Source organism: Paraburkholderia sp. BCC1876 (assembly GCF_902833695.1).
Classification (GTDB): domain Bacteria; phylum Pseudomonadota; class Gammaproteobacteria; order Burkholderiales; family Burkholderiaceae; genus Paraburkholderia.
Genome location: NZ_CADFGI010000002.1, coordinates 203,195 through 221,610, shown reverse-complemented (window position 1 = coordinate 221,610; position 18,416 = coordinate 203,195). Strand labels below are relative to the sequence as shown.

The 18,416-nt window shown below is 61.1% G+C and carries 18 protein-coding genes and 2 pseudogenes; 13 read left to right on the top strand and 7 right to left on the bottom strand.

The features are described 5' to 3' along the window. Positions 1–162 precede the first annotated feature (162 nt). Positions 163–1,626: pseudogene (locus HWY05_RS07445) on the bottom strand (cytosine permease); the annotation flags it as partial. A 360-nt stretch (positions 1,627–1,986) separates the two neighbouring features. Here HWY05_RS07445 and HWY05_RS07440 point away from each other — a divergent pair. Both HWY05_RS07440 and HWY05_RS07435 read left to right on the top strand, forming a co-directional pair. Continuing rightward, positions 1,987–2,397 (top strand): hypothetical protein, encoded by a 411-nt coding sequence (locus HWY05_RS07440; protein WP_176057930.1) that lies wholly within the window; start codon positions 1,987–1,989, stop codon positions 2,395–2,397. A gap of 415 nt (positions 2,398–2,812) precedes the next feature. Beyond that, the gene (locus HWY05_RS07435) at positions 2,813–3,508 is read left to right on the top strand and encodes a heavy metal response regulator transcription factor (RefSeq protein ID WP_176057929.1); all 696 of its coding nucleotides are present in this window, start codon (positions 2,813–2,815) and stop codon (positions 3,506–3,508) included. A 27-nt stretch (positions 3,509–3,535) separates the two neighbouring features. Here HWY05_RS07435 and HWY05_RS07430 read toward each other — a convergent pair whose 3' ends face one another. Next, positions 3,536–4,429: a LysR family transcriptional regulator ArgP gene (locus HWY05_RS07430; protein ID WP_035551245.1), complete on the bottom strand. Its 894-nt coding sequence runs from the start codon at positions 4,427–4,429 to the stop codon at positions 3,536–3,538. Between the two features lie 98 nt (positions 4,430–4,527). On the opposite strand from HWY05_RS07430, the gene HWY05_RS07425 reads away from it, so the two are divergent. Together HWY05_RS07425 and HWY05_RS07420 are read left to right on the top strand one after the other, a co-directional pair. After that, on the top strand, positions 4,528–5,145 hold the full coding sequence (locus HWY05_RS07425; protein ID WP_035551247.1) for a LysE/ArgO family amino acid transporter: 618 nt from the start codon (positions 4,528–4,530) through the stop codon (positions 5,143–5,145). A gap of 204 nt (positions 5,146–5,349) precedes the next feature. Further along, the gene (locus tag HWY05_RS07420; protein WP_176057928.1) at positions 5,350–6,159 is read left to right on the top strand and encodes an alpha/beta hydrolase; all 810 of its coding nucleotides are present in this window, start codon (positions 5,350–5,352) and stop codon (positions 6,157–6,159) included. A gap of 27 nt (positions 6,160–6,186) precedes the next feature. Here HWY05_RS07420 and HWY05_RS07415 read toward each other — a convergent pair whose 3' ends face one another. Continuing rightward, positions 6,187–7,122, bottom strand: a complete 936-nt coding sequence (locus tag HWY05_RS07415; protein WP_176057927.1) for a LysR substrate-binding domain-containing protein — start codon at positions 7,120–7,122, stop codon at positions 6,187–6,189. A gap of 175 nt (positions 7,123–7,297) precedes the next feature. Between HWY05_RS07415 and HWY05_RS07410 the strand changes: the two genes are divergently transcribed. The 9 genes and pseudogenes from HWY05_RS07410 to HWY05_RS07375 all read left to right on the top strand — a co-directional run bounded on the left by HWY05_RS07410 (position 7,298) and on the right by HWY05_RS07375 (position 13,039). Then, positions 7,298–7,957 (top strand): RraA family protein, encoded by a 660-nt coding sequence (locus HWY05_RS07410; protein WP_176057926.1) that lies wholly within the window; start codon positions 7,298–7,300, stop codon positions 7,955–7,957. Between the two features lie 18 nt (positions 7,958–7,975). Further along, on the top strand, positions 7,976–8,656 hold the full coding sequence (locus HWY05_RS07405) for an RraA family protein (protein ID WP_176057925.1): 681 nt from the start codon (positions 7,976–7,978) through the stop codon (positions 8,654–8,656). Continuing rightward, positions 8,653–9,300, top strand: a complete 648-nt coding sequence (locus HWY05_RS07400; protein ID WP_244146545.1) for a dimethylmenaquinone methyltransferase — start codon at positions 8,653–8,655, stop codon at positions 9,298–9,300. The genes HWY05_RS07405 and HWY05_RS07400 overlap by 4 nt, the downstream gene beginning before the upstream one ends. Then, the gene (locus tag HWY05_RS07395) at positions 9,300–10,517 is read left to right on the top strand and encodes a pyridoxal phosphate-dependent aminotransferase (RefSeq protein WP_176057924.1); all 1,218 of its coding nucleotides are present in this window, start codon (positions 9,300–9,302) and stop codon (positions 10,515–10,517) included. Before HWY05_RS07400 ends, HWY05_RS07395 begins: the two co-directional genes overlap by 1 nt. 22 nt (positions 10,518–10,539) lie before the next feature. Beyond that, a pseudogene (locus HWY05_RS38715) lies at positions 10,540–10,819 on the top strand (hypothetical protein); the annotation flags it as partial. A 164-nt stretch (positions 10,820–10,983) separates the two neighbouring features. Next, positions 10,984–11,520, top strand: a complete 537-nt coding sequence (locus tag HWY05_RS07390; RefSeq protein ID WP_176057923.1) for a PAAR domain-containing protein — start codon at positions 10,984–10,986, stop codon at positions 11,518–11,520. Continuing rightward, positions 11,520–12,332 carry a hypothetical protein gene (locus HWY05_RS07385; protein WP_035551262.1) on the top strand — a complete coding sequence of 271 codons (813 nt, stop codon included), beginning with the start codon at positions 11,520–11,522 and terminating at the stop codon, positions 12,330–12,332. Before HWY05_RS07390 ends, HWY05_RS07385 begins: the two co-directional genes overlap by 1 nt. Continuing rightward, positions 12,329–12,682, top strand: a complete 354-nt coding sequence (locus HWY05_RS07380) for a hypothetical protein (RefSeq protein WP_035551266.1) — start codon at positions 12,329–12,331, stop codon at positions 12,680–12,682. The genes HWY05_RS07385 and HWY05_RS07380 overlap by 4 nt, the downstream gene beginning before the upstream one ends. Positions 12,683–12,685: 3 nt before the next feature. Beyond that, positions 12,686–13,039, top strand: a complete 354-nt coding sequence (locus HWY05_RS07375; protein ID WP_035551269.1) for a hypothetical protein — start codon at positions 12,686–12,688, stop codon at positions 13,037–13,039. A gap of 193 nt (positions 13,040–13,232) precedes the next feature. On the opposite strand, the gene glmS is transcribed toward HWY05_RS07375, so the two are convergent. The 4 genes from glmS to HWY05_RS07355 all read right to left on the bottom strand — a co-directional run bounded on the left by glmS (position 13,233) and on the right by HWY05_RS07355 (position 18,316). Continuing rightward, positions 13,233–15,050: a glutamine--fructose-6-phosphate transaminase (isomerizing) gene (glmS, locus tag HWY05_RS07370; protein WP_176057922.1), complete on the bottom strand. Its 1,818-nt coding sequence runs from the start codon at positions 15,048–15,050 to the stop codon at positions 13,233–13,235. 64 nt (positions 15,051–15,114) lie between these two features. Continuing rightward, a complete protein-coding gene (gene galE, locus HWY05_RS07365) occupies positions 15,115–16,137 on the bottom strand; it encodes a UDP-glucose 4-epimerase GalE (RefSeq protein WP_176057921.1) in 1,023 nt (340 codons plus the stop codon). A gap of 63 nt (positions 16,138–16,200) precedes the next feature. After that, positions 16,201–17,100 carry an endo alpha-1,4 polygalactosaminidase gene (locus HWY05_RS07360; RefSeq protein WP_176057920.1) on the bottom strand — a complete coding sequence of 300 codons (900 nt, stop codon included), beginning with the start codon at positions 17,098–17,100 and terminating at the stop codon, positions 16,201–16,203. 76 nt (positions 17,101–17,176) lie between these two features. After that, positions 17,177–18,316, bottom strand: a complete 1,140-nt coding sequence (locus tag HWY05_RS07355) for an endo alpha-1,4 polygalactosaminidase (protein ID WP_176057919.1) — start codon at positions 18,314–18,316, stop codon at positions 17,177–17,179. Positions 18,317–18,416 lie beyond the last annotated feature (100 nt).

Genomic DNA, 18,416 nt, shown 5'->3' with positions numbered 1-18,416 from the left:
TGCTTTTTCGTTTTCGCGGTTTTCACCGTGTTCACTGCCCGCTCGCACCGCGCGACGCGGCTGCGTTGGAGTTTGCGTCCGCGTCTGGGGTTCCGCCTGCGCCACCGCTACTTTCAGCTTAGTCGCCGGCACCACCGGATGCACGCCCGCATTGCCCACCGATCCACCTCGCAGCCAGCGTCGCCCAAGCGGCCCATATACGCCATCCGGCTCGGGAAAGCACTGCAGCAACGCGATATACAACGTGCAGGCGAGCGTCAGCGAGACCGGCATGCTGATGTCGAGACCGCCGGCAAGCTGACCGAGCGGACCGACGAACTGATCCGGCAGATTGACGAAGCACAGACCGATCGCCGCGCTCGGCAGCCACGCGCCCATCGCGCGCCAGTTCCAGCCATGCGTGAACCAGTAGTGACCGCCACGGCCGCCGCGATTGAAGACCTGCAAATCGTCCGACAGATAGAAGCCGCGCCGCGTGACGAAGCCGATGATCATGATCATCATCCACGGGCAACTGCAGGTATTGATCAGCACCGAGAACGTCGACACGCTTTCGACGAGATTGAACGCGAAGCGGCCGAGAAAGATGAAGCCGATCGCGAGGCTGCCGATCAGCAGCGTGGCGCGTACGCGGTTCAAGAGTTTAGGGAACATGCTCGACATGTCGAGTCCCGTGCCATACAGCGCGGTGGTCCCGGTGGACATGCCGCCGATAATCGCAATCAGACACACTGGCAGAAAGAACCAGTTCGGCGAGATCGCCAGCAAACCGCCCACGTAGTTATTCGACGCGATGAAATCCGGCGCCTTGCTGGCGATGATCGTCGCCGTCGCGAGGCCGAAGAAGAACGGCACGAAGGTGGCGAGTTGCGCGAGCATCACCGCGAGGATCGTGCGCTTTCTCGGCGTGTTCTGCGGAATATAGCGAGCCCAGTCGCCGAGCGTCGACGCGAACGACACGGGGTTGCTCATCGCGACCAGCACGGCGCTGACGAAGGCCGGCCAGAAACCGACCGAACCGAGCGCGACCTTGCCGGCGTACGCGCTATCGAACGGCCCGGCGAACGCGGCGATACCGACCACGAACAGCAGGCTCGCGGCCAACACGGCAATCTTGTTGACCCACAGCATGAAGCGGAAGCCGTAGATGCACACCGTCAGCACCAGCACCGCGAACAGGCCGTACGCGAAGCTCAGTGTCATCCAGTTGACCGGCAGGCCGAGCAGATGATTCGCGCCGCCCACCAGCGCATCGCCCGAACTCCACACCGCCAGCGAAAAGAACGCGACCGAAGTCAGCAACGCGAGAAACGAGCCGACGATCCGGCCGTGAATACCGAAATGCGCGCCGGACGACACCGGATCGCTGGTGCCGTTACGCGGACCGAACAGGCTCATCGGCGCAAGAATGCACGAGCCGATCAGCACACCGAGCACGATCGAATAGACGCCGGCCTTGAACGATAGACCGAGCAGCACGGGAAAACTGCCCAGTACCGACGTCGAGAAAGTATTGCAACCGCCGAACAGCAAGCGGAAGAGGTCGATCGGCCGCGCGTAACGCGAGCGATCCGGGATGCGTTCGAAACCGAATGTTTCGACTTGGGTAATGCCGTTGCTGCTCATTGTCTCCGACTCCTGTCACGGCCAGGTCATTCACGATGGCTCGCCGCGGGGGTGCGGCGTCCACTTTTTTGAGATGTCTGGACGCCACTGTAAAGACAATCGGCGCAGGCAAAAATATCGACCGCCCAACCTTTACTTCGATCTCGGACGATGTAACCGTGAAGGTCCGATCCATAAGGCTTTCCGGGTATCCGTCGGCGCCGCGTGGAGACAGGAAGAAGGCCCCCGCGGGTAAAAACGTCGATGCGAATCGCGGGAATCCCCGGCACGCGCGAACATGACGAAATTGTCATGTGCCGCTCATCCTGCTATGGGCGACGCCCTCCTACGATGACAATTCCTGACTCCGGGACGTAACTCATGCGACGTACTCGACCCACGCGCGACATGGCGACACGCATTCCGAATTCGAGGGCGGTCGTGTCGCTTGCGTCGATACGCTGCTTCTTCCGACGCCAGGGCGAGACGCTGTCGCTCGCCGGCGGCGTGGTCTCGATCGTTATCGGCTCGCTGGCGTTCTGGCTCAACCAGCCCGCGCATCTGTTCGACGGCGTGGCGGCGCAACGCGAGGCCGCCGTCATCTGGCCGCGGCAGGCTTGTGACGAGCCGACACTCGTACACGGTCTGCTATCGCTCGAACTGGCAACCCACTTTCAACGTGACGTTCCGACGCGGACGCAGCGTTGTGACGTTCAGGCCGACGCGCGCTGCGCTCCGCTGAATCTCGCGGCTGTCACACCGCTGCCTGAAGCTTGCCGAGCTGGCGCCTGAGCCCTCGTACGCCGCCGCTTTTAATAGGCGACCTCTACAACCCGCACCGCCCTCACGGTCGCGACGCCGACCTCTACCGCCCGCCTTCGCCATTCCCAACTCGACAGCCCACTCATATCCTGCCGTGGTATAACTCGATAACATACTAAGGATACCGTTATAAATTTCTCTACCTGACAGAGTTATAAATCGTCTCAAAAAAATCTCTTCCTATAATCGTTTCACATGCATGTCTAACGACACGAAAGGGCCTTGAATCGACCCATCTTCGCCAGCCGTGCTGCCTGCAGCCCCTGCGCTTCAGGCGCTCGCACCCGGCACGCTCACGACGCCGAGCTCAACCTCAACCGCCCTGCACCGCCACGCCGCCCGATTCGCGCGGCGCGGCGCAGCGGGCGTCAACAGGAGAAAGACCATGCGAATTCTGATCGTCGACAACGAAGCGAAAAACGGCACGTATCTTCGGAAGGGTCTAACAGAAGCGGGGTTTGTCGCCGACTGGGTACAAGACGGCGTGACCGGCCAGCATCTCGCGCTGACCGAAGACTACGACATGATCATTCTCGACGTGGTCTTACCCGGTCTGGACGGCTGGACCTTGCTGCGCAATCTGCGCCTGACCCACGCCACCCCCGTGCTACTGCTCACCGCCTGCGACGATCTGAACGACAAGGTGCGCGGCCTCGAAATGGGCGCAGACGACTATCTGGTCAAGCCGCTCGATTTCGCCGAATTGCTGGCGCGCGTGCGCTCGATTTTCCGGCGCGGCGCTACGCGCGGCCCGGTGCAGGACGCCGCGTCGCTCCATGTGGCGGATCTCGCGCTCGATCTGACGCGCCGCAAGGCCACGCGCCAGGGCGACAAGATCCTGCTGACCGCGAAGGAATTCTCGCTGCTATGGCTGCTCATGCGCCGGCGCGGCGAAATACTCGCGCGCTCGACGATCGCGTCGCAGGTCTGGGACATGAATTTCGACAGCGATACCAACGTGGTCGACGCCGCGATCCGCCGCGTGCGTGCGAAGGTGGACGATAACTACGAGCCGAAGCTGATCCACACGGTGCGCGGCATGGGCTACGTGCTCGAAGAACGTAGCCCGCCGGCGGGTTGATGCAGCGCGGGGCGGCCGCCCCGCGCTTCAGTCGAGAAACTCGGCGGCCCGCTGGCGCAGCACCGCGCCGAAATCGTCGAGCCAGCCGATCGACAATCGCCAGCTCTGCCAGTAGAGATCCACATCGATATGCTTGCCGGGCGTGATCTCCACCAGTTCACCATTGGCCAGATGCGCGGCGATCATCCGTTCCGGGCACATGCCCCAGCCGAGTCCCGTCACACAAGCGCGCAAAAAACCAGCCACATGCGGAATCCAGTGCAACGGCGGATCGAGTTCCGCTCGCGTGATCCGGCGCATGAAGCGTTTCTGCAACTGATCCTTTGGATTGAAGTCGACGCACGGCGTTCGCCGCAAGCTCTCGCGCGTCACGCCGTCGGCAAAATGGCGCGCCTGAAACGCCGGCGAGCACACCGCCAGATAGCGCATGCGCCCAAGACGCGTGGAGCGGCAGCCCTGCACCGGCTCGGCCTGCGTGGTGACGGCGCCTTGCACGCTGCCGTCGCGAATCCGCTGCGCGGTGTGGTCCTGATCGTCCACCACCAGATCGAGCAGCATTTCCCTTTCGACGCAGAACGGCGCCACCGCGTCGATGAACCAGGTGCCGACGCTGTCGTCGTTGACGGCCACACGCAGCGCCGGCCACGGCTCGACCAACGCGCCAGGTAGTGCCGGCAGGCGGCCGGTCAGCTCCGCCTCCAGCAATTGCACGCGTTCGGTGTGGCGGCACAGCAGCGCGCCCGAGGTGGTCGCAACACACGGTTGGCCGCGTTTGACCAGCACGCTGCCGACCCGCTCCTCCAGCAGCTTGACCCGCTGCGAGACCGCGGACGGCGTCACGTTCAATTCGCTGGCCGCGCGGTCGAACGAGCCGTGCCGCACCACGGCGGCGAGCGCATCGAGCAAAGCATAGTCGAGCATTAGCGTTCCTTAATCGGCATTAAGTAAATTAGCTTCTCTTATGATAGGCGAAACCGCAGACTAGCCCCGTTCGCCTCTCCCGTCTACTGGATCGATTCATGAACTGGCTGTCTTTTTCCCACGGCGCCGCCTTGTGCGCCTCGCTGATCGTCACGATCGGCGCCCAGAACGCTTATGTGCTGCGTCAGGGCATCATGCGCTCGCACGTCGGCAAGATTGTCGCGCTGTGCGCGCTGTCGGACTTCATTCTGATCGGCGCGGGCGTCGGCGGCGCATCCGTGCTGGTGAAACGCTTTCCGGTGTTCGTCCACGCCATGCTGTATGTCGGGCTCGCGTATCTGGCGTGGTTCGGCTTCAACGCGCTGCGCCGCGCGGTGCGGCCCGACCATGCGGCGCTGCAGGCCGAAGCGAGCGGCGCGGCGCCCGTGCAGCGCGCGCTGCCGATCGTGCTGATGACACTCGCCCTTACCTGGCTGAATCCACACGTGTATCTCGACACGTTTTTGCTGATCGGCACCGCCGGTGCGCGTGAGCCCGAAGGTGCACGCTTGGCGTTCGCACTCGGCGCGATGGTGGTGAGCGGGATCTGGTTTGTCGGTCTGGGTTACGGAGCGCGGGCGATGGCGCCGCTGTTTCGTCGCGCTACCGCATGGCGTGTGCTGGACGGTGCGATTGGGAGCATGGTGTTGCTGATTGCGGTGACGCAGTTGCGATAGCCTCGCTGAACGCGGTAGTCGTCGACATGGCGCTTTGTATCGCTCGGCGATTGCGCTCCATCCGCCGAATCCCGATCAAATTCCTATCACAGCGTTACGAAATAGCGAATTTACACAGCTAGCGCAATCCGCGAGTATGGTGAGATTCAGATGAACGGGCCGTCAACATGCCCGCGACTCTCGCCGTCACTCGTGGAGACATTGATGCTGGACACAAAGCGGGAAAAGCTTGAACTGAACGTTCGAGGCGTGGACTTGAACATTTCATCGCTGCACAGATCGGGGACCGGCGAGCCGATTGTCTTTCTCCACGGCTTCGGCTCCACGAAAGAAGACTATGCCGATATCGCCCGATTGCCCGCGTTCGCCGGTCGCCCGTTTGTCGCCTACGACGCGCCGGGCTGCGGCGAGAGCGAATGCGGCGACCTGTCCGCGCTATCCATCCCCTTTCTCGTCGATACGGCGCGCGCCGTGCTGAACCGTCTGGACGTTCAGCGCTTCCATCTGGTCGGACATTCGATGGGTGGCTTGACGTCGTTGATGCTCGCTCATGAAGAGCGCGAACGCGTGTTGAGCTTCATCGACATCGAAGGCAACGTGGCGCCCGAGGACTGCTTTCTGAGCAGGCAAATCGTGAGTCATCCGTCTGACGACCCGCAGCAGTTCTTTGCCGACTTCGTCGACCGCAACTGGGGCGCGCCCGACTTCTCGAGTTCGCTCTACGCGGCGAGCCTGCGGCACAAAGTGCGCGCGGGAGCCGTGCGCGGCATCTTTACGTCGATGGTGCATCTCTCCGACCACGGCGATCTGTTGACCCGGTTTGTCGATCTGCCGTGCCGGAAGATGTTTATGTTCGGCGAGCAGAACGCCGGCCTCTCGTATCTGCCGCATTTGCAGGAATCGGGCGTGACGCTGGCCTCCATAGCGCACTCGGGCCATTTTCCGATGTACTCCAATCCGGTTGAAATGTGGAAACGGATTGCTTTATTTATCGGCGACGTAGTACCCGAGTAAGACGATGTTGGGCATGACCGATGCCCATCACGCGCCAGACGCCTGGACCTTCTTCTGCTTCCGGGCGGTGTTGTCTTTCGCCCAGGACACCACCGCGTCGACCATCGGATGATGCCGGTTCGCGTTCCACGCAAGCGCGGCCGTCACGACCATGACGCGCTCCTTCAGCGGGCGAATCACCACATTTTCCGAAGCCAGTTTTCGCATCGACGACGGCACGAGCGCGACGCCCTGACCGCATCCCACGTAGGCGATTTGCGACGTCACCGAGCGGACTTCATGCAGCACACGCGGCGCGAAACCGTGCGACTGGCAAACCGCAGTCAGAAAATCGAAGTAAGCCGGACTGATCTGCCGCGATGACATGACGAGCGATTCGTCGGCGAGCGAGCGCAAACGCACGCGAGAAAGTGCCGCCAGCGGATGGTCTCGCGGCACCGCAACCGCGAGCCGATCTTCGGCAATCGGCAGCGTCGCGATTCCATGCCCCACGTTCCCGTCCAGCCTCACAAACGCGACATCGAGCTCGCCCGCCTCCAGCGCGGGGATCGCCTCGACGCTATCGATCTCCCGAATAAACACCGCCAGGTTCGGATAGTCGCGCTTCAACGCGTTCAATACGGCCGGCACCGTTTCAAGCATGGCCGACGTAATCGCGCCCACCTGCAGGACACCAGTCTGACCGGCCGCGACTTCCCGCACGACACGTTCAAGACGCTCCACCTGATCGGCGAACTGCCGGACCGCCGGCAAAATCGCGGCGCCGGCCGCGCTCAGTTGAGTGCCTCGGCGAGAGCGTTCGAACAGCGTTAGCTTCAGCGATTGCTCCAGCACCTTGATCTGTTCCGTTAGAGGCGGCTGCGACATGTTCAACCGTTCCGCCGCACGCCCAAAGTGCTTTTCTTCGGCGACGGCAAGGAACATCCAGAGTTGACGGATGAGGCGGAAATCGATGGTGGTCATGTCAAAGCCCCTTGGCGTGTGAGCGATGGTCGGTTGAGCCGATCGGTCAGTCTTTATGCCTGCAAACGGCCGCCCTGCTTCATCCGTAAATCGTATCAGAGAGATATTCAACGGCGAATTTACATATCAGCCGAGGAAGTCGACGATTGCGTCACTGCCCAACCGGACCCTCGTCATGAACCGCACTTCCACGCTCGACCGGCTTGCTTCGCTCGATACCAACACGATCTCCGATGCGCTCGATTTTCTCGGCATTCAAGGCGCGACGTATGGCCTTCGCCCGCTGTGGGACTGTCCGAAGATCGTCGGCCGGGCCAGCACCATTCAGCTTGGCCCCAAAACCGATTCGGCGCCGACCGCTCATCTGATTACGCCGGTCGTCGATGCGGTCACCACCGACGATCGCGTTCTCGTCATCGCGGGCGGCCTTGAAGGTATCTCCTGCTGGGGCGACATTCTCGCGAACGCCGCAATGGCGAAAAAGATTCGCGGTTCGATTATCGATGGCGTGAGCCGCGATATTGAAGGAAGCGAGTCCATCGCCTACCCGGTTTATGGCCGCGGCATCACGATGATTAGCGCGAGAAACCGGGTCGTTCAGATCGACTCGGGACAGCCGGTGCAGATTGCCGGCGTCACCGTGCACGAGGATGACTACGTGATAGCCGACCGCTGCGGCACGGTGTTCGTGCCCGCGTCGCGAATCGAAGAAGTGCTGGAGCTCGGCGAAAGAATTACGCACCGCCAGGACGGTATGGTCACCGCCGTTCGTGCGGGGCGCTCGGTCGCCGAGGTCATGCACGACAAAGAGTTCGAAGCAATCCGCGCTCAATAACTTTCGCGAGTAATGCACATGACGAATCCCAGGAAAGCGCACGCGGAAGACGAGGCACGGGTCGCGCTCTTCACCGGCCTCGATACGCCCAGCGTCTCCGACGCGATGGACAAGCTTGGTCTGCATGGCCAGGCACTCGGCATCGCGCCGCTCGCCGACTATGCACATCTCGTCGTGGGACCGGCCTTCACCGTGAAATACGTTCCCGCGGCTGTGCCGCCGGGCACCGTCGGCGATTTTATCGACGACGTCGCCGAGGGTGACGTCGTCGTGATCGATAACGACGGTCGAACCGACTGTACTGTGTGGGGCGACATCATGACCCGGTATGCGGGTCTGCGCGGCATCGCCGCCACGGTCATCGACGGCGTTTGTCGTGACGTCAGCCAGGCGCTCGACGATGGCTATCCCCTCTTCACGGCCGGTCGTTTCATGCGCACAGGCAAGGACCGTGTGCAGGTCGAGTCGGTCAACACCACCATCGCGATAGGAACGGTGCGGGTCGCCTCGCGCGACATTGTGATTGCGGACGCAAACGGCGTGGTGATCGTGCCGCGTGCACGGGCGTACGAAGTCGCCAAGACCGCGCGGCAGATCGAAGCCGTCGAGTGCGCTATCCGCGAGCGCATTGCAACGGGCGCGACGATTCGCGAGGCGCGCGCCGAGCTTGGCTATCACACACTCCAACGGAAAGCATGATGACGAACACCGTGATGAACTACGACGACGCCGCGCTCGAACTGGCTCGCCGACTCGGCACGTCGACGTTGTATGAAGCATCCGGCCAGTCGACCACTTCTGTCGATCCCGCTATCCGGACAGTCTGGGCAGGAGCGTGTGTCGCGGGCGCGGCCTATCCGGTCGAATGCGCGCCGGGCGACAATCTGGCGATTCACATCGCCATGGAACGCGTGCCGCGAGGCAGTGTTCTTGTCGTGTCGGCATCCGGCTTTGTCGCGGGGTATTGGGGCGAGGTACTCACTGTCGCGGCCGAGGCGGCGGGCGTGGTGGGGTTGGTGATCGACGGTGGTGTGCGAGACATCGCGGCCATGACCGCGCGGCGTTTTCCCGTGTTTGCTCGGGGCGTCTCGGTTCGTGGCACGTTGAAGGACAGCGCGCCGTCTGTTGGTTTGCCGTTCAGTTTGGCCGGTACGCCGGTCACTGCAGGCGACCTTGTCGTTGCTGACGATGACGGTGTCGTTGTTATTCCCGCCGCGAGTGTCGAGACAACACTGGCTGACGGCAAAGCTCGCGCGGAAAAAGAAGCGAAGATGATGGACGCGCTCGGCAACGGTCGCACCACGCTCGATCTTCTCGGTTTGTTGAAGTGGAGACAAGTCTGATGGCAACCAGCGTGAACGAACTCAATCGCTTTCTGGCATCGGCGAGGCCTTCGGCCACCTACGGTGTGATGGACCGGGTTGCCGCCCGGCGCGCGCAAGGTGCCGACGTGATATCGCTCAGCGCGGGCGAACCGGACTTCGATACCCCGGCGCATGTGAGAGAGGCAGGTATTGCCGCCATTCGGCATGGGCATACTCGCTATACGCAGGTCGCTGGAATGCGGGCCTTGCGCGAAGCGGTCGCGGATAAATTCCGGCGCGAGAATGGACTCGATACCGACTGGCGTCAGACCATTGTTTGCAATGGCGGAAAGCAGGTCATTTTTAATGCTATTGCCGTGACGCTCAATGAAGGCGATGAGGTCGTTATTCCGGCACCGTATTGGGTGAGCTATCCGGAGATCGTGCAACTGTGCGGCGGGAAGTCCGTCGTTGTTGAATGTGGTGTGGAGAGTGGGTTCAAGATTACGCCCGCTTTGCTGGAAGGCGCGATTACGACGCGCACGCGGTGGTTGATTCTCAACTCGCCGTCCAATCCTACGGGGGCTGTTTACAGTCGTGGCGAGCTGGAGGCTTTGGCTGAGGTACTGCTTTCGCATCCACACGTCATGGTGCTGTCGGATGATATTTACGAGCACCTTATTTTCGATGGGCTGACGTTTTTTACGTTGGCTCAGGTCGAGCCAAGGTTGCGTGAGCGTGTGCTGACGATGAATGGCGTATCGAAAGCGTATGCGATGACGGGTTGGCGGATTGGTTTTGGAACTGGGCCCAAGTGGCTTATTGATGCGATGGAGAAGTTGCAGGGGCAACAGACTTCGGGGGCGTCGACTATTTCGCAGCATGCTGCGTTGGCTGCGCTGAATGGTTCGCGACAGTTTGTGTGGGAGTCGCGGTCGGTTTTTCAGCATCGGCGCGATCATTTGGTGCGGGAGATTAATGCTACTGAGGGGTTGCGTTGTGAGGTTCCGCAGGGTGCGTTCTATGCGTTTGCTTCTTGTGAGGGGTTGATTGGGAAGGTTACGGCTGGGGGGAGACGGCTGCTGTCGGATGAGGATGTGGTGAATGCACTGCTGGACGAGGCAGGCGTGGCGACCGTGCACGGCAGTGCTTTTGGGCTTGGGCCATATGTGCGGATTGCTTATGCGCTGGAGAGTGCGGTGTTGCAGCGGGCGTGTGAGGGGATTAGGCGGTTTTGTGAGAGGGTTTCTGGGTAGGGGACGCTTGATGGGAAGTGCCCGGCGTGCGCGTAGTTGCGGACTGCGACGGTGCTGCAACGCCCGGGCACAGCAAAGGGTGTGCTGCTTGTAGCGCTCGACGATGAGACGGGCGACCTGAACGAAATCGCGTGACAAAGTTTGTTGGAAAGGCAGAGGCAGGAGGCCTTGAGTGCAGCGTTGCTCGCGGTATATGGCACATGGCAATCCTCGGGGAAAAGTTCGACATTGAATCGCGTAGCGGCTTGTCGATATGTCGCACTTGCTCGACGACTTGACGAACCGTGAGCCGAAATTTCTGCCGGCATATACGGCGTCATTTTCTCAAGCACGCCATCTGTCTGCCGCACCGCCCGGTTCATAACCACATGCGAAACGCATGAATTCGATTGCTAGCCGATGATTTTCTTGCCATCTGATGACGTCAGTCGGTATTGTTCTGACGATAAGATATCGGGTTCGGGAAATGAAACGGCACTATCTCAAGGTCGGGGATCAATCGTCACAAAACGGGACAATTACGGATGGCAATCCGGGCATGACCCATCAAGGCGTTCAGTTGGCTTTTCTGGGTAGCTCAGTGTCTTGTCCGGCTTGCAACTCGGTCGGAAAAATTGTCGCGAAGGGTCCACGATGGCCAGGCGATTTGATGGGCAAGCAGGCAGCATTCGACGGCGATATTTGCTTGTGCAAGTGCGAGCCACACCCAGTTATGATTGCATCGCAGTCGGACATGTACCAGAGCTTCGAAACTCAAGAGCTCGGTGCGATGGGCTACGCGCCAAATGGAAAGACGTTCGAACAAGAGGCAAATGCTCACGACCAGCATTTTCGCATTATCAATAGCGATGGCGAACCGGTGGAAGGCCTGCCTTATATGCTCAAGTCTTCGGACGGTCAAACCGTTCAGGGCGTCACATCCAGCGCCGGCATCACCCAGTTAGTGTCCGCAGACAGCGCACATGAAGTGCAATTCCTGTTGCACGCCGCGGGGGCCGAATAATGCAGTTAGGAAGCGGAACGCTGACGCCTCAAGCTGACAAGAGCCCGGTCACTGTTCAGTGCAAGGTGTACTGGGTTCATAAACAACTTTGGAATGCTAGCTGGATTACGCAATACCATGCGGCGGTCCCGGCGTTAGCAAAGGAGATTGCTGCTCGCAAGGTGGATATGGCCAACCTCTCGACGGAACCCATTGATGGTTCGCCGACAGGTGGCAAGGACGCAAATCGGTTTACCTGCGAAGACTTTGCATTCGAAGTATTGATTGAATTTGCATCGCGCAACAAATTACCTCTAAAAATTCAGACTCAATCTGTCGTCTTCAAGAATATCGATAAGGACTATCAGTCCGGAGACAAATCCGGCCCGCCTACGCCCTCAGGTTTCGCAATCGACGTGGCGATAGCATCTGGGGCAAGTGACATTGCGAGAAACTGCGTAGCGGTTGCCGACAAAGACCTGCTCCCCGGCGACCTGTTTCTCGAATTTAACAAGGGGCATGTACAGGTCGTCACCTCTGCTAGCGTGAGCCGGGTCGAAATCATGCAAGGCAACTTTCCTGGTCTCGAATCCAACCCTCGCAAGATCATGTCCAAACTCCTGTTGGGCAAGTGGCTTCGCGCAACGAATGCCGGCAATCGCGAGAGTTCGCTTTATCTAGGCGTGCCCGTCGGTGCAGCTACCTACGAGCGGAGAAACGGGCAATGGCTTTACCAACGGCTCTATGGAACCTATCACGGCTGGGACTCAGACGTTTGGGGCACAATGAGCCTGCATCTTCGCTGGAAATTCCTTGAATTCAACAACATATGAGACTTAAGACTGCAATTGCCGTCATCGTGGCGCTGGTACTGTGCTATATCGGCGCAGGCGCCCCACCCTTATGGCTTCTGTTCAAACCATCCGTCATGAGCGAGGCAATCGCCTTGAAACCCATCACGTGGCATTGGCTCAATCATGTCGACCGCGGAACACCACAGACCGAATTGCTGGCAAGCCGCTTCTACGTGTTCCTTATTGCAATTGTCTGTGCGGTAGTAGGCATGGTTTCGTTCGGAGCTTTCGCAACGAAAAGGCGCTTTGCCTACATGCTCACGATGTCTCTGGCCATCATCGCTATCGTCGTGTACGCCCAATGCGAAGCTTATTACACCGTAGCCTGACTAATGAAAAATCGAGCAAAGATACTTTTGATTTTCTTGGCCAGCGTTGTGTCGTTGATCGGGCTGCTATTCGTCATTGGAACGATTGTCGACATCAAATCGATTGACCAGGTTCGGCGTCTCCTGAGTTTTAAATATCTGAGCTTCGTAGATAGCCTTGAAGCCGGAGGCATCAGCGGAATGACGAGCGATTTCTTCACAGGGGTAGGACTTCTGCTTTTGGGGAGCACGCTATTCACCCGGGTTGATAAGGTGAGCCGTGCAGCACATGCTATTGCAGGCGTAGTGTTCATTTTTTTTGCGGCTTGTCTGGTCTACGCATGTCTTACTGCTAACACTGGAGCGAGGCCCTTCTGATTCACGCCTGAGCGGGACGGTGATTGGCTCGGCCTCGCTGTTCACGTGTTCCCAGGCGCGCTGCCAGGATTGCACGTTGGCCGGATACTTCGTCCCCCAAGGTCCTTCGAGGACATATCAATGATTTTCATCCTTCATGATATGCCTCGCCCACAAAATCACGGATAGGTCCTCCTACTCGGAAACGCCCCCCTCACTCCACCGTCACCGACTTCGCCAGATTCCTCGGCTTATCCACATCCGTCCCTCGCGCACAAGCCGTGTGATAAGCCAGCAACTGCAACGGCACCACATGCAGAATCGGCGACAGCGGCCCATAGTGTTCCGGCATCCGGATCACATGAATCCCCGCCTCGCTACTAATCCGCGTATCCGCATCGGCAAACACATAAAGCTCCCCACCTCGCGCCTTCACTTCCTGCAGATTCGACTTCAGCTTCTCAAGCAGCGCATCATTCGGCGCAATCGTCACCACCGGCATCGCATCGGTAACCAGCGCGAGCGGCCCATGCTTAAGCTCCCCAGCCGGATAAGCCTCGGCATGAATATAGGAGATCTCCTTAAGCTTAAGCGCCCCTTCCAACGCGATCGGATAATGCACACCGCGTCCGAGAAACAGCGCACTCTCCTTGGCAGCAAACTTCTCCGCCCACCCGATAATCTGCGGCTCCAGTGCGAGCACCGCATTCAACGCCGCCGGCAGATGACGCAACTGACGCACGTAATCAGCCTCATCGCTCGCGCTCACCGCACCGCGAATCTTCCCCAACGTAACGGCGAGCACGAACAAAGCCACCAACTGCGTAGTAAACGCCTTGGTCGACGCCACCCCAATCTCACGTCCCGCGTGCGTATGAAACGACAACGACGTCAGCCGCACCATCGCACTCGTCGCCACATTGCACACCGACAGCGTATGCGTATGCCCAAGCGACTGCGCATGCTTCAACGCAGCCAGCGTATCCGCTGTCTCACCGGATTGCGAAATCACCACCACCAGCGCCTTCGGATTCGGCACCGACTCACGGTAACGGTATTCGCTGGCAATCTCGACCTGAGTCGGAATCTTCGCGATCGACTCAAGCCAATATTTCGCGGTCAGCCCCGAGTAATAGCTCGTGCCGCACGCCAGAATCAACAAACTGTCGATGCCAGCAAACTCAGCCGCCGCCCGCTCGCCGAACAGCGCCGCATCGAACGAATCGCCTTGCGGAACCGTGTCGGCAATCGCGCGCGGCTGCTCGAAGATTTCCTTCTGCATGAAGTGACGGTACGGCCCGAGTTCAACCCCACCGCCATACGCTGTCACCACGCGCACTTCGCGCTGGGCATCGGCACCGTCGCGGCCGATAATCCGCACACCCGCCAGCGTCAACTCACAGACATCGCCCTCTTCGAGGAAGATGAAACGCTCGGTCGTGCCGGCCAGCGCGAGCGCGTCGGAAGCGAGAAAATTCTCGCCGTCGCCCAGCCCAACCACCAGCGGCGACCCCTGGCGCGCGCCGACCACCAGCGACGGATGATCCTTGTGCTCCACGGCAATCGCGTAAGCGCCTTCCAGGTGCGTCACCGCCTCGCGAACCGCTGCGAACAGGTTGCCGCGATAAAGGCTATGCACGAGATGCGCGACCACTTCGGTATCGGTCTGCGAAACGAAAACATAGCCCTTACCACGCAGCATCTCGCGCAACGGCTCATAGTTTTCGATGATGCCGTTATGCACCAGCGCCAACTCGTCCTTCGAGAAAATCGGATGCGCGTTGTCCGTCACCGGCGCGCCGTGCGTCGCCCAGCGCGTATGTGCAACGCCCGTGCCGCCTTCGAGCTGCGTGTCGAGCGTTTGCGTTTCGAGGTCGGCGACGCGCGCGGTGCTGCGCGCGCGACGCGGACCGCCATCGGCCAGCACGGCGACACCGCAGGAGTCGTAGCCGCGATATTCGAGGCGCCGCAGTCCTTCGATCAGGACCGGTACGATGTTACGTTGCGCTACCGCGCCGACAATGCCGCACATAGTGTTTGCTTTCCTACTTCAGGATGATGGGGATGAAGCGAACCGCTTCGAATCGATTCAGGTTTCAGGCGTAACCGGCGGGATTGGTCGACTGCCAGCGCCAGTGGTCGGCGCACATGCGTTCGATACCGTATTGCGCGCGCCAGCCGAGCAGCCGCTCGGCGGCCGCCGGATCGGCGAAACACGAAGCGACGTCGCCCGGACGGCGCGCCACGATCTCGTAGGGCACCGGCTTGCCGGAGGCCTTCTCGAACGAGCGCACCACGTCCAGCACGCTATAGCCCTGCCCCGTGCCGAGATTCACAACGAAGCTCGCATCGCGCTGCACGAGCGCATCGAGCGCGGCCAGGTGGCCGCGCGCCAGGTCGACCACGTGAATGTAATCGCGCACGCCGGTGCCATCCGGCGTGTCGTAGTCGCCACCGAATACGCGCAGCTTCTCGAGCTTGCCGACCGCGACTTGCGCGACATACGGCATCAGGTTGTTCGGAATGCCGCCCGGATCTTCACCGATCAACCCGCTTTCATGCGCGCCGACCGGATTGAAGTAACGCAGCGTGGCGATCCGCCACGACGCATCCGCTAGCTGCAGATCGCGCAGCACCTGTTCGGCGATCAGCTTCGATTGACCGTACGGATTGGTCGCGGACAGCGGGAACGATTCATCGATCGGCGAGGTTTCCGGCACGCCGTACACCGTGGCCGACGAACTGAACACGAACTGCTTCACGTTGCGGTCCCGCATCACGCCGAGCAACGTCAGCAAACTGCCGAGATTGTTGTCGTAGTACTCGAGCGGTTTGCTGACCGACTCGCCCACCGCTTTCAATGCCGCGAAGTGGATCGCCCCCGTGATCGGATGCGTGTCGAAAATACGCTGCAACACGGCCTTGTCGCGCGAATCGTTCTCGTAGAACGCCACGCGCTTGCCGGTGATCTGTTCGACCCGCGCGAGCGACTCGCGGTTACTGTTGACGAGGTTATCGACCACCACCACATCGTAGCCGCCGTTCAACAATTCCACGCACGTATGCGAGCCGATAAAGCCCGCGCCGCCGGTTACCAGAATCGTGCCTTTCATGACCATGTCCCACTCCCCGTTTTCAGATGATTTGAACTACCGGCCGGCGTGCGCCTGACGCCCGCGCGGTCACGGCCGTTCGGCCGGACCCACGCCGACCGTGGCGAGATCGCCGTCGGTGACGTACGGCACGATCCCGTCCGCCGCGATACGCGCCGCCGTGGCGGGTCCGCATGCGGTGTCGGCGGGATCGCAATAGTCGATCGACAGCACCGGCAGCCGGTATTGCTCGCGGATCGTCGCGGCCTTCCCGAGCAGCCAGTCGCGGTCGGCTTGCGGCACCTCGGTATAAGCCTGCTTGCTCGCGTCCCAGCCGCGATACAGCGACTCGAACGCGACCACGTAGGCGAGATCGTGGACCTGCGGCAAGATCTCGAAACCGCGGTTGAAAATGAGCCTGGCTTTCGGATAACGCGACTTGATCGCGCGGATCACGCGGATCATGCCGGCTTCCTGCGCGGCGCGCGCGGTGTCGGTTTTAGCGATCAGTTGATAGGAGTCGAGCGTGTCGAGGAAGAAGCCGCGATAGCCCTTTTTCCACAACGGCGCGATCACCTTGTCGACGAAAAACGCGGGCCACTCGGGCGCCGTCTGGTCGACCACGTGCGAAGCCCACGCCTCGTTGACTGCCGGCAGCCACGTGCTCGGCATCGCGCTGAAATAAGTGCGATCCGGGTTCACCTCGCCGACGCTGACATAGGCGAACCACGCGGGATGCGTTTTCCGATGAGCGCGCGGATCGAACCGCGCATCGGGCTCGACCACGACCACATCGAAGCGCGCCAATTCATCGACCGGCGGATTCGCGCCATAGAACAGCGCGATCGAAGGCCCCGCCGGCGTGCTCACCGCGTCTTGCGCATGCGCCACCGACGCCAGCGCGCCGAACGCGGCCATGCGTGCGAAGCGGCTAATCAGGCCTAGTAAGTGGCGCAATGAAAAGCGCCGGTCGTCATCGTGCTGAGCCAAACCCCGTCCCTCTTAAATATTTTCGAGCGAATCCGCCCGCCTTGCGCGTGCTGTGCGCGCCTCGCCGCCTTAGCTACTAGCTACCGGAAGTCAGAAACGACCACCAGCAGATACTGTCCAGCGCCTCGGTCGAAATCGACGGACTAAACCCCGCCTGACGCGCCGCCGTCCACGCGGTTTGCGCGCTCGACGACGCCGTGCATGACGACGTGTAGTCGAGCGAGCCGACGAAAAAACCGCTGCGCCCGAGGTTCTGCTCCGTGCTTTGCCACGACTGCAACTGCTGCACGAGCGACGTGCTCACCGACGGCAGATAGACCTGCTCCGCGAGCACACCGTCGATCAGCAACGGAAACGCCACCCCACCGCTGCTCCCGTTGATGACCTGCACCGGCGCCGCGTTAGGCACCAACGCCAGATTCGGGAAACGGTCGCGCAGTTGCTTGACGAGATCGAGGCCGCCTTGCGCGCAGGTGGCGTCACACGGACCGGCCGACGTATTGGTGCCGTGTCCGACGATCTCGAAGTTATCCAGCATGAAGCCGTCCACGCCGGTGGCCGCGAGACGCGGCGCGACGTAATTCACGATCAGGTTCTGATAGTCGGCGTTGGCGGGGTTCATCCAGTACTCCGGGAAGCCCGAATATTTGCCGAGTTGCGCGGCGGTATTCGCGCCGCACGACACGAAACCGGACGGCACCGTGCTCCAGTAGGTGCGCGATTTCTCGCAGGCGCCGAGATTCAGGTAGCTCAACACTTTCGCGCCGTTCGCCTTCAATGCCGCGATCTGCGCGGCGGAGAACGCCGGCGTGCCGGTGCCGGGGTCCGCGTCGATCACGATCAGCTTGAAGGTCGACGCCACCTGGCTGAGGGTGAGCCCGCTCGCATCGCCGTAATACACGGCCCAAACCGGCGCGACCGGCAGCGTACGCGCCGCCGCGATCACGGGCGCGGGCGTCGCCGGTGTGGTGATCGAGGCAGGGGGCGTCGGCGTAGCGGTGCTGCCGCCGGAAGGCGTCGCCGACCCGGCGGTCGCGGCGCCCGACGCGGCGCCGCCCGAACCGCCGCCACCGCCGCCGCACGCGGCCAGCAAACCCGCCGCAACGACAACCACCGCGCCGCGCCAACCCAACCTGCGACAACCCGCGCGACGCAGCTCGATGGCAAGACACGCGCGGGCAGCCCGGCGCAAGGGGCCAAGGAAAAGCTGAAACATATTGGAATCCGGAGTCGAACGATACAAGGGCAAGGCGCAGACACGCCGCTTCGATTCACACAACGCGTCTGGCTCTCACCGTATGAACGGCAGGCCAGCC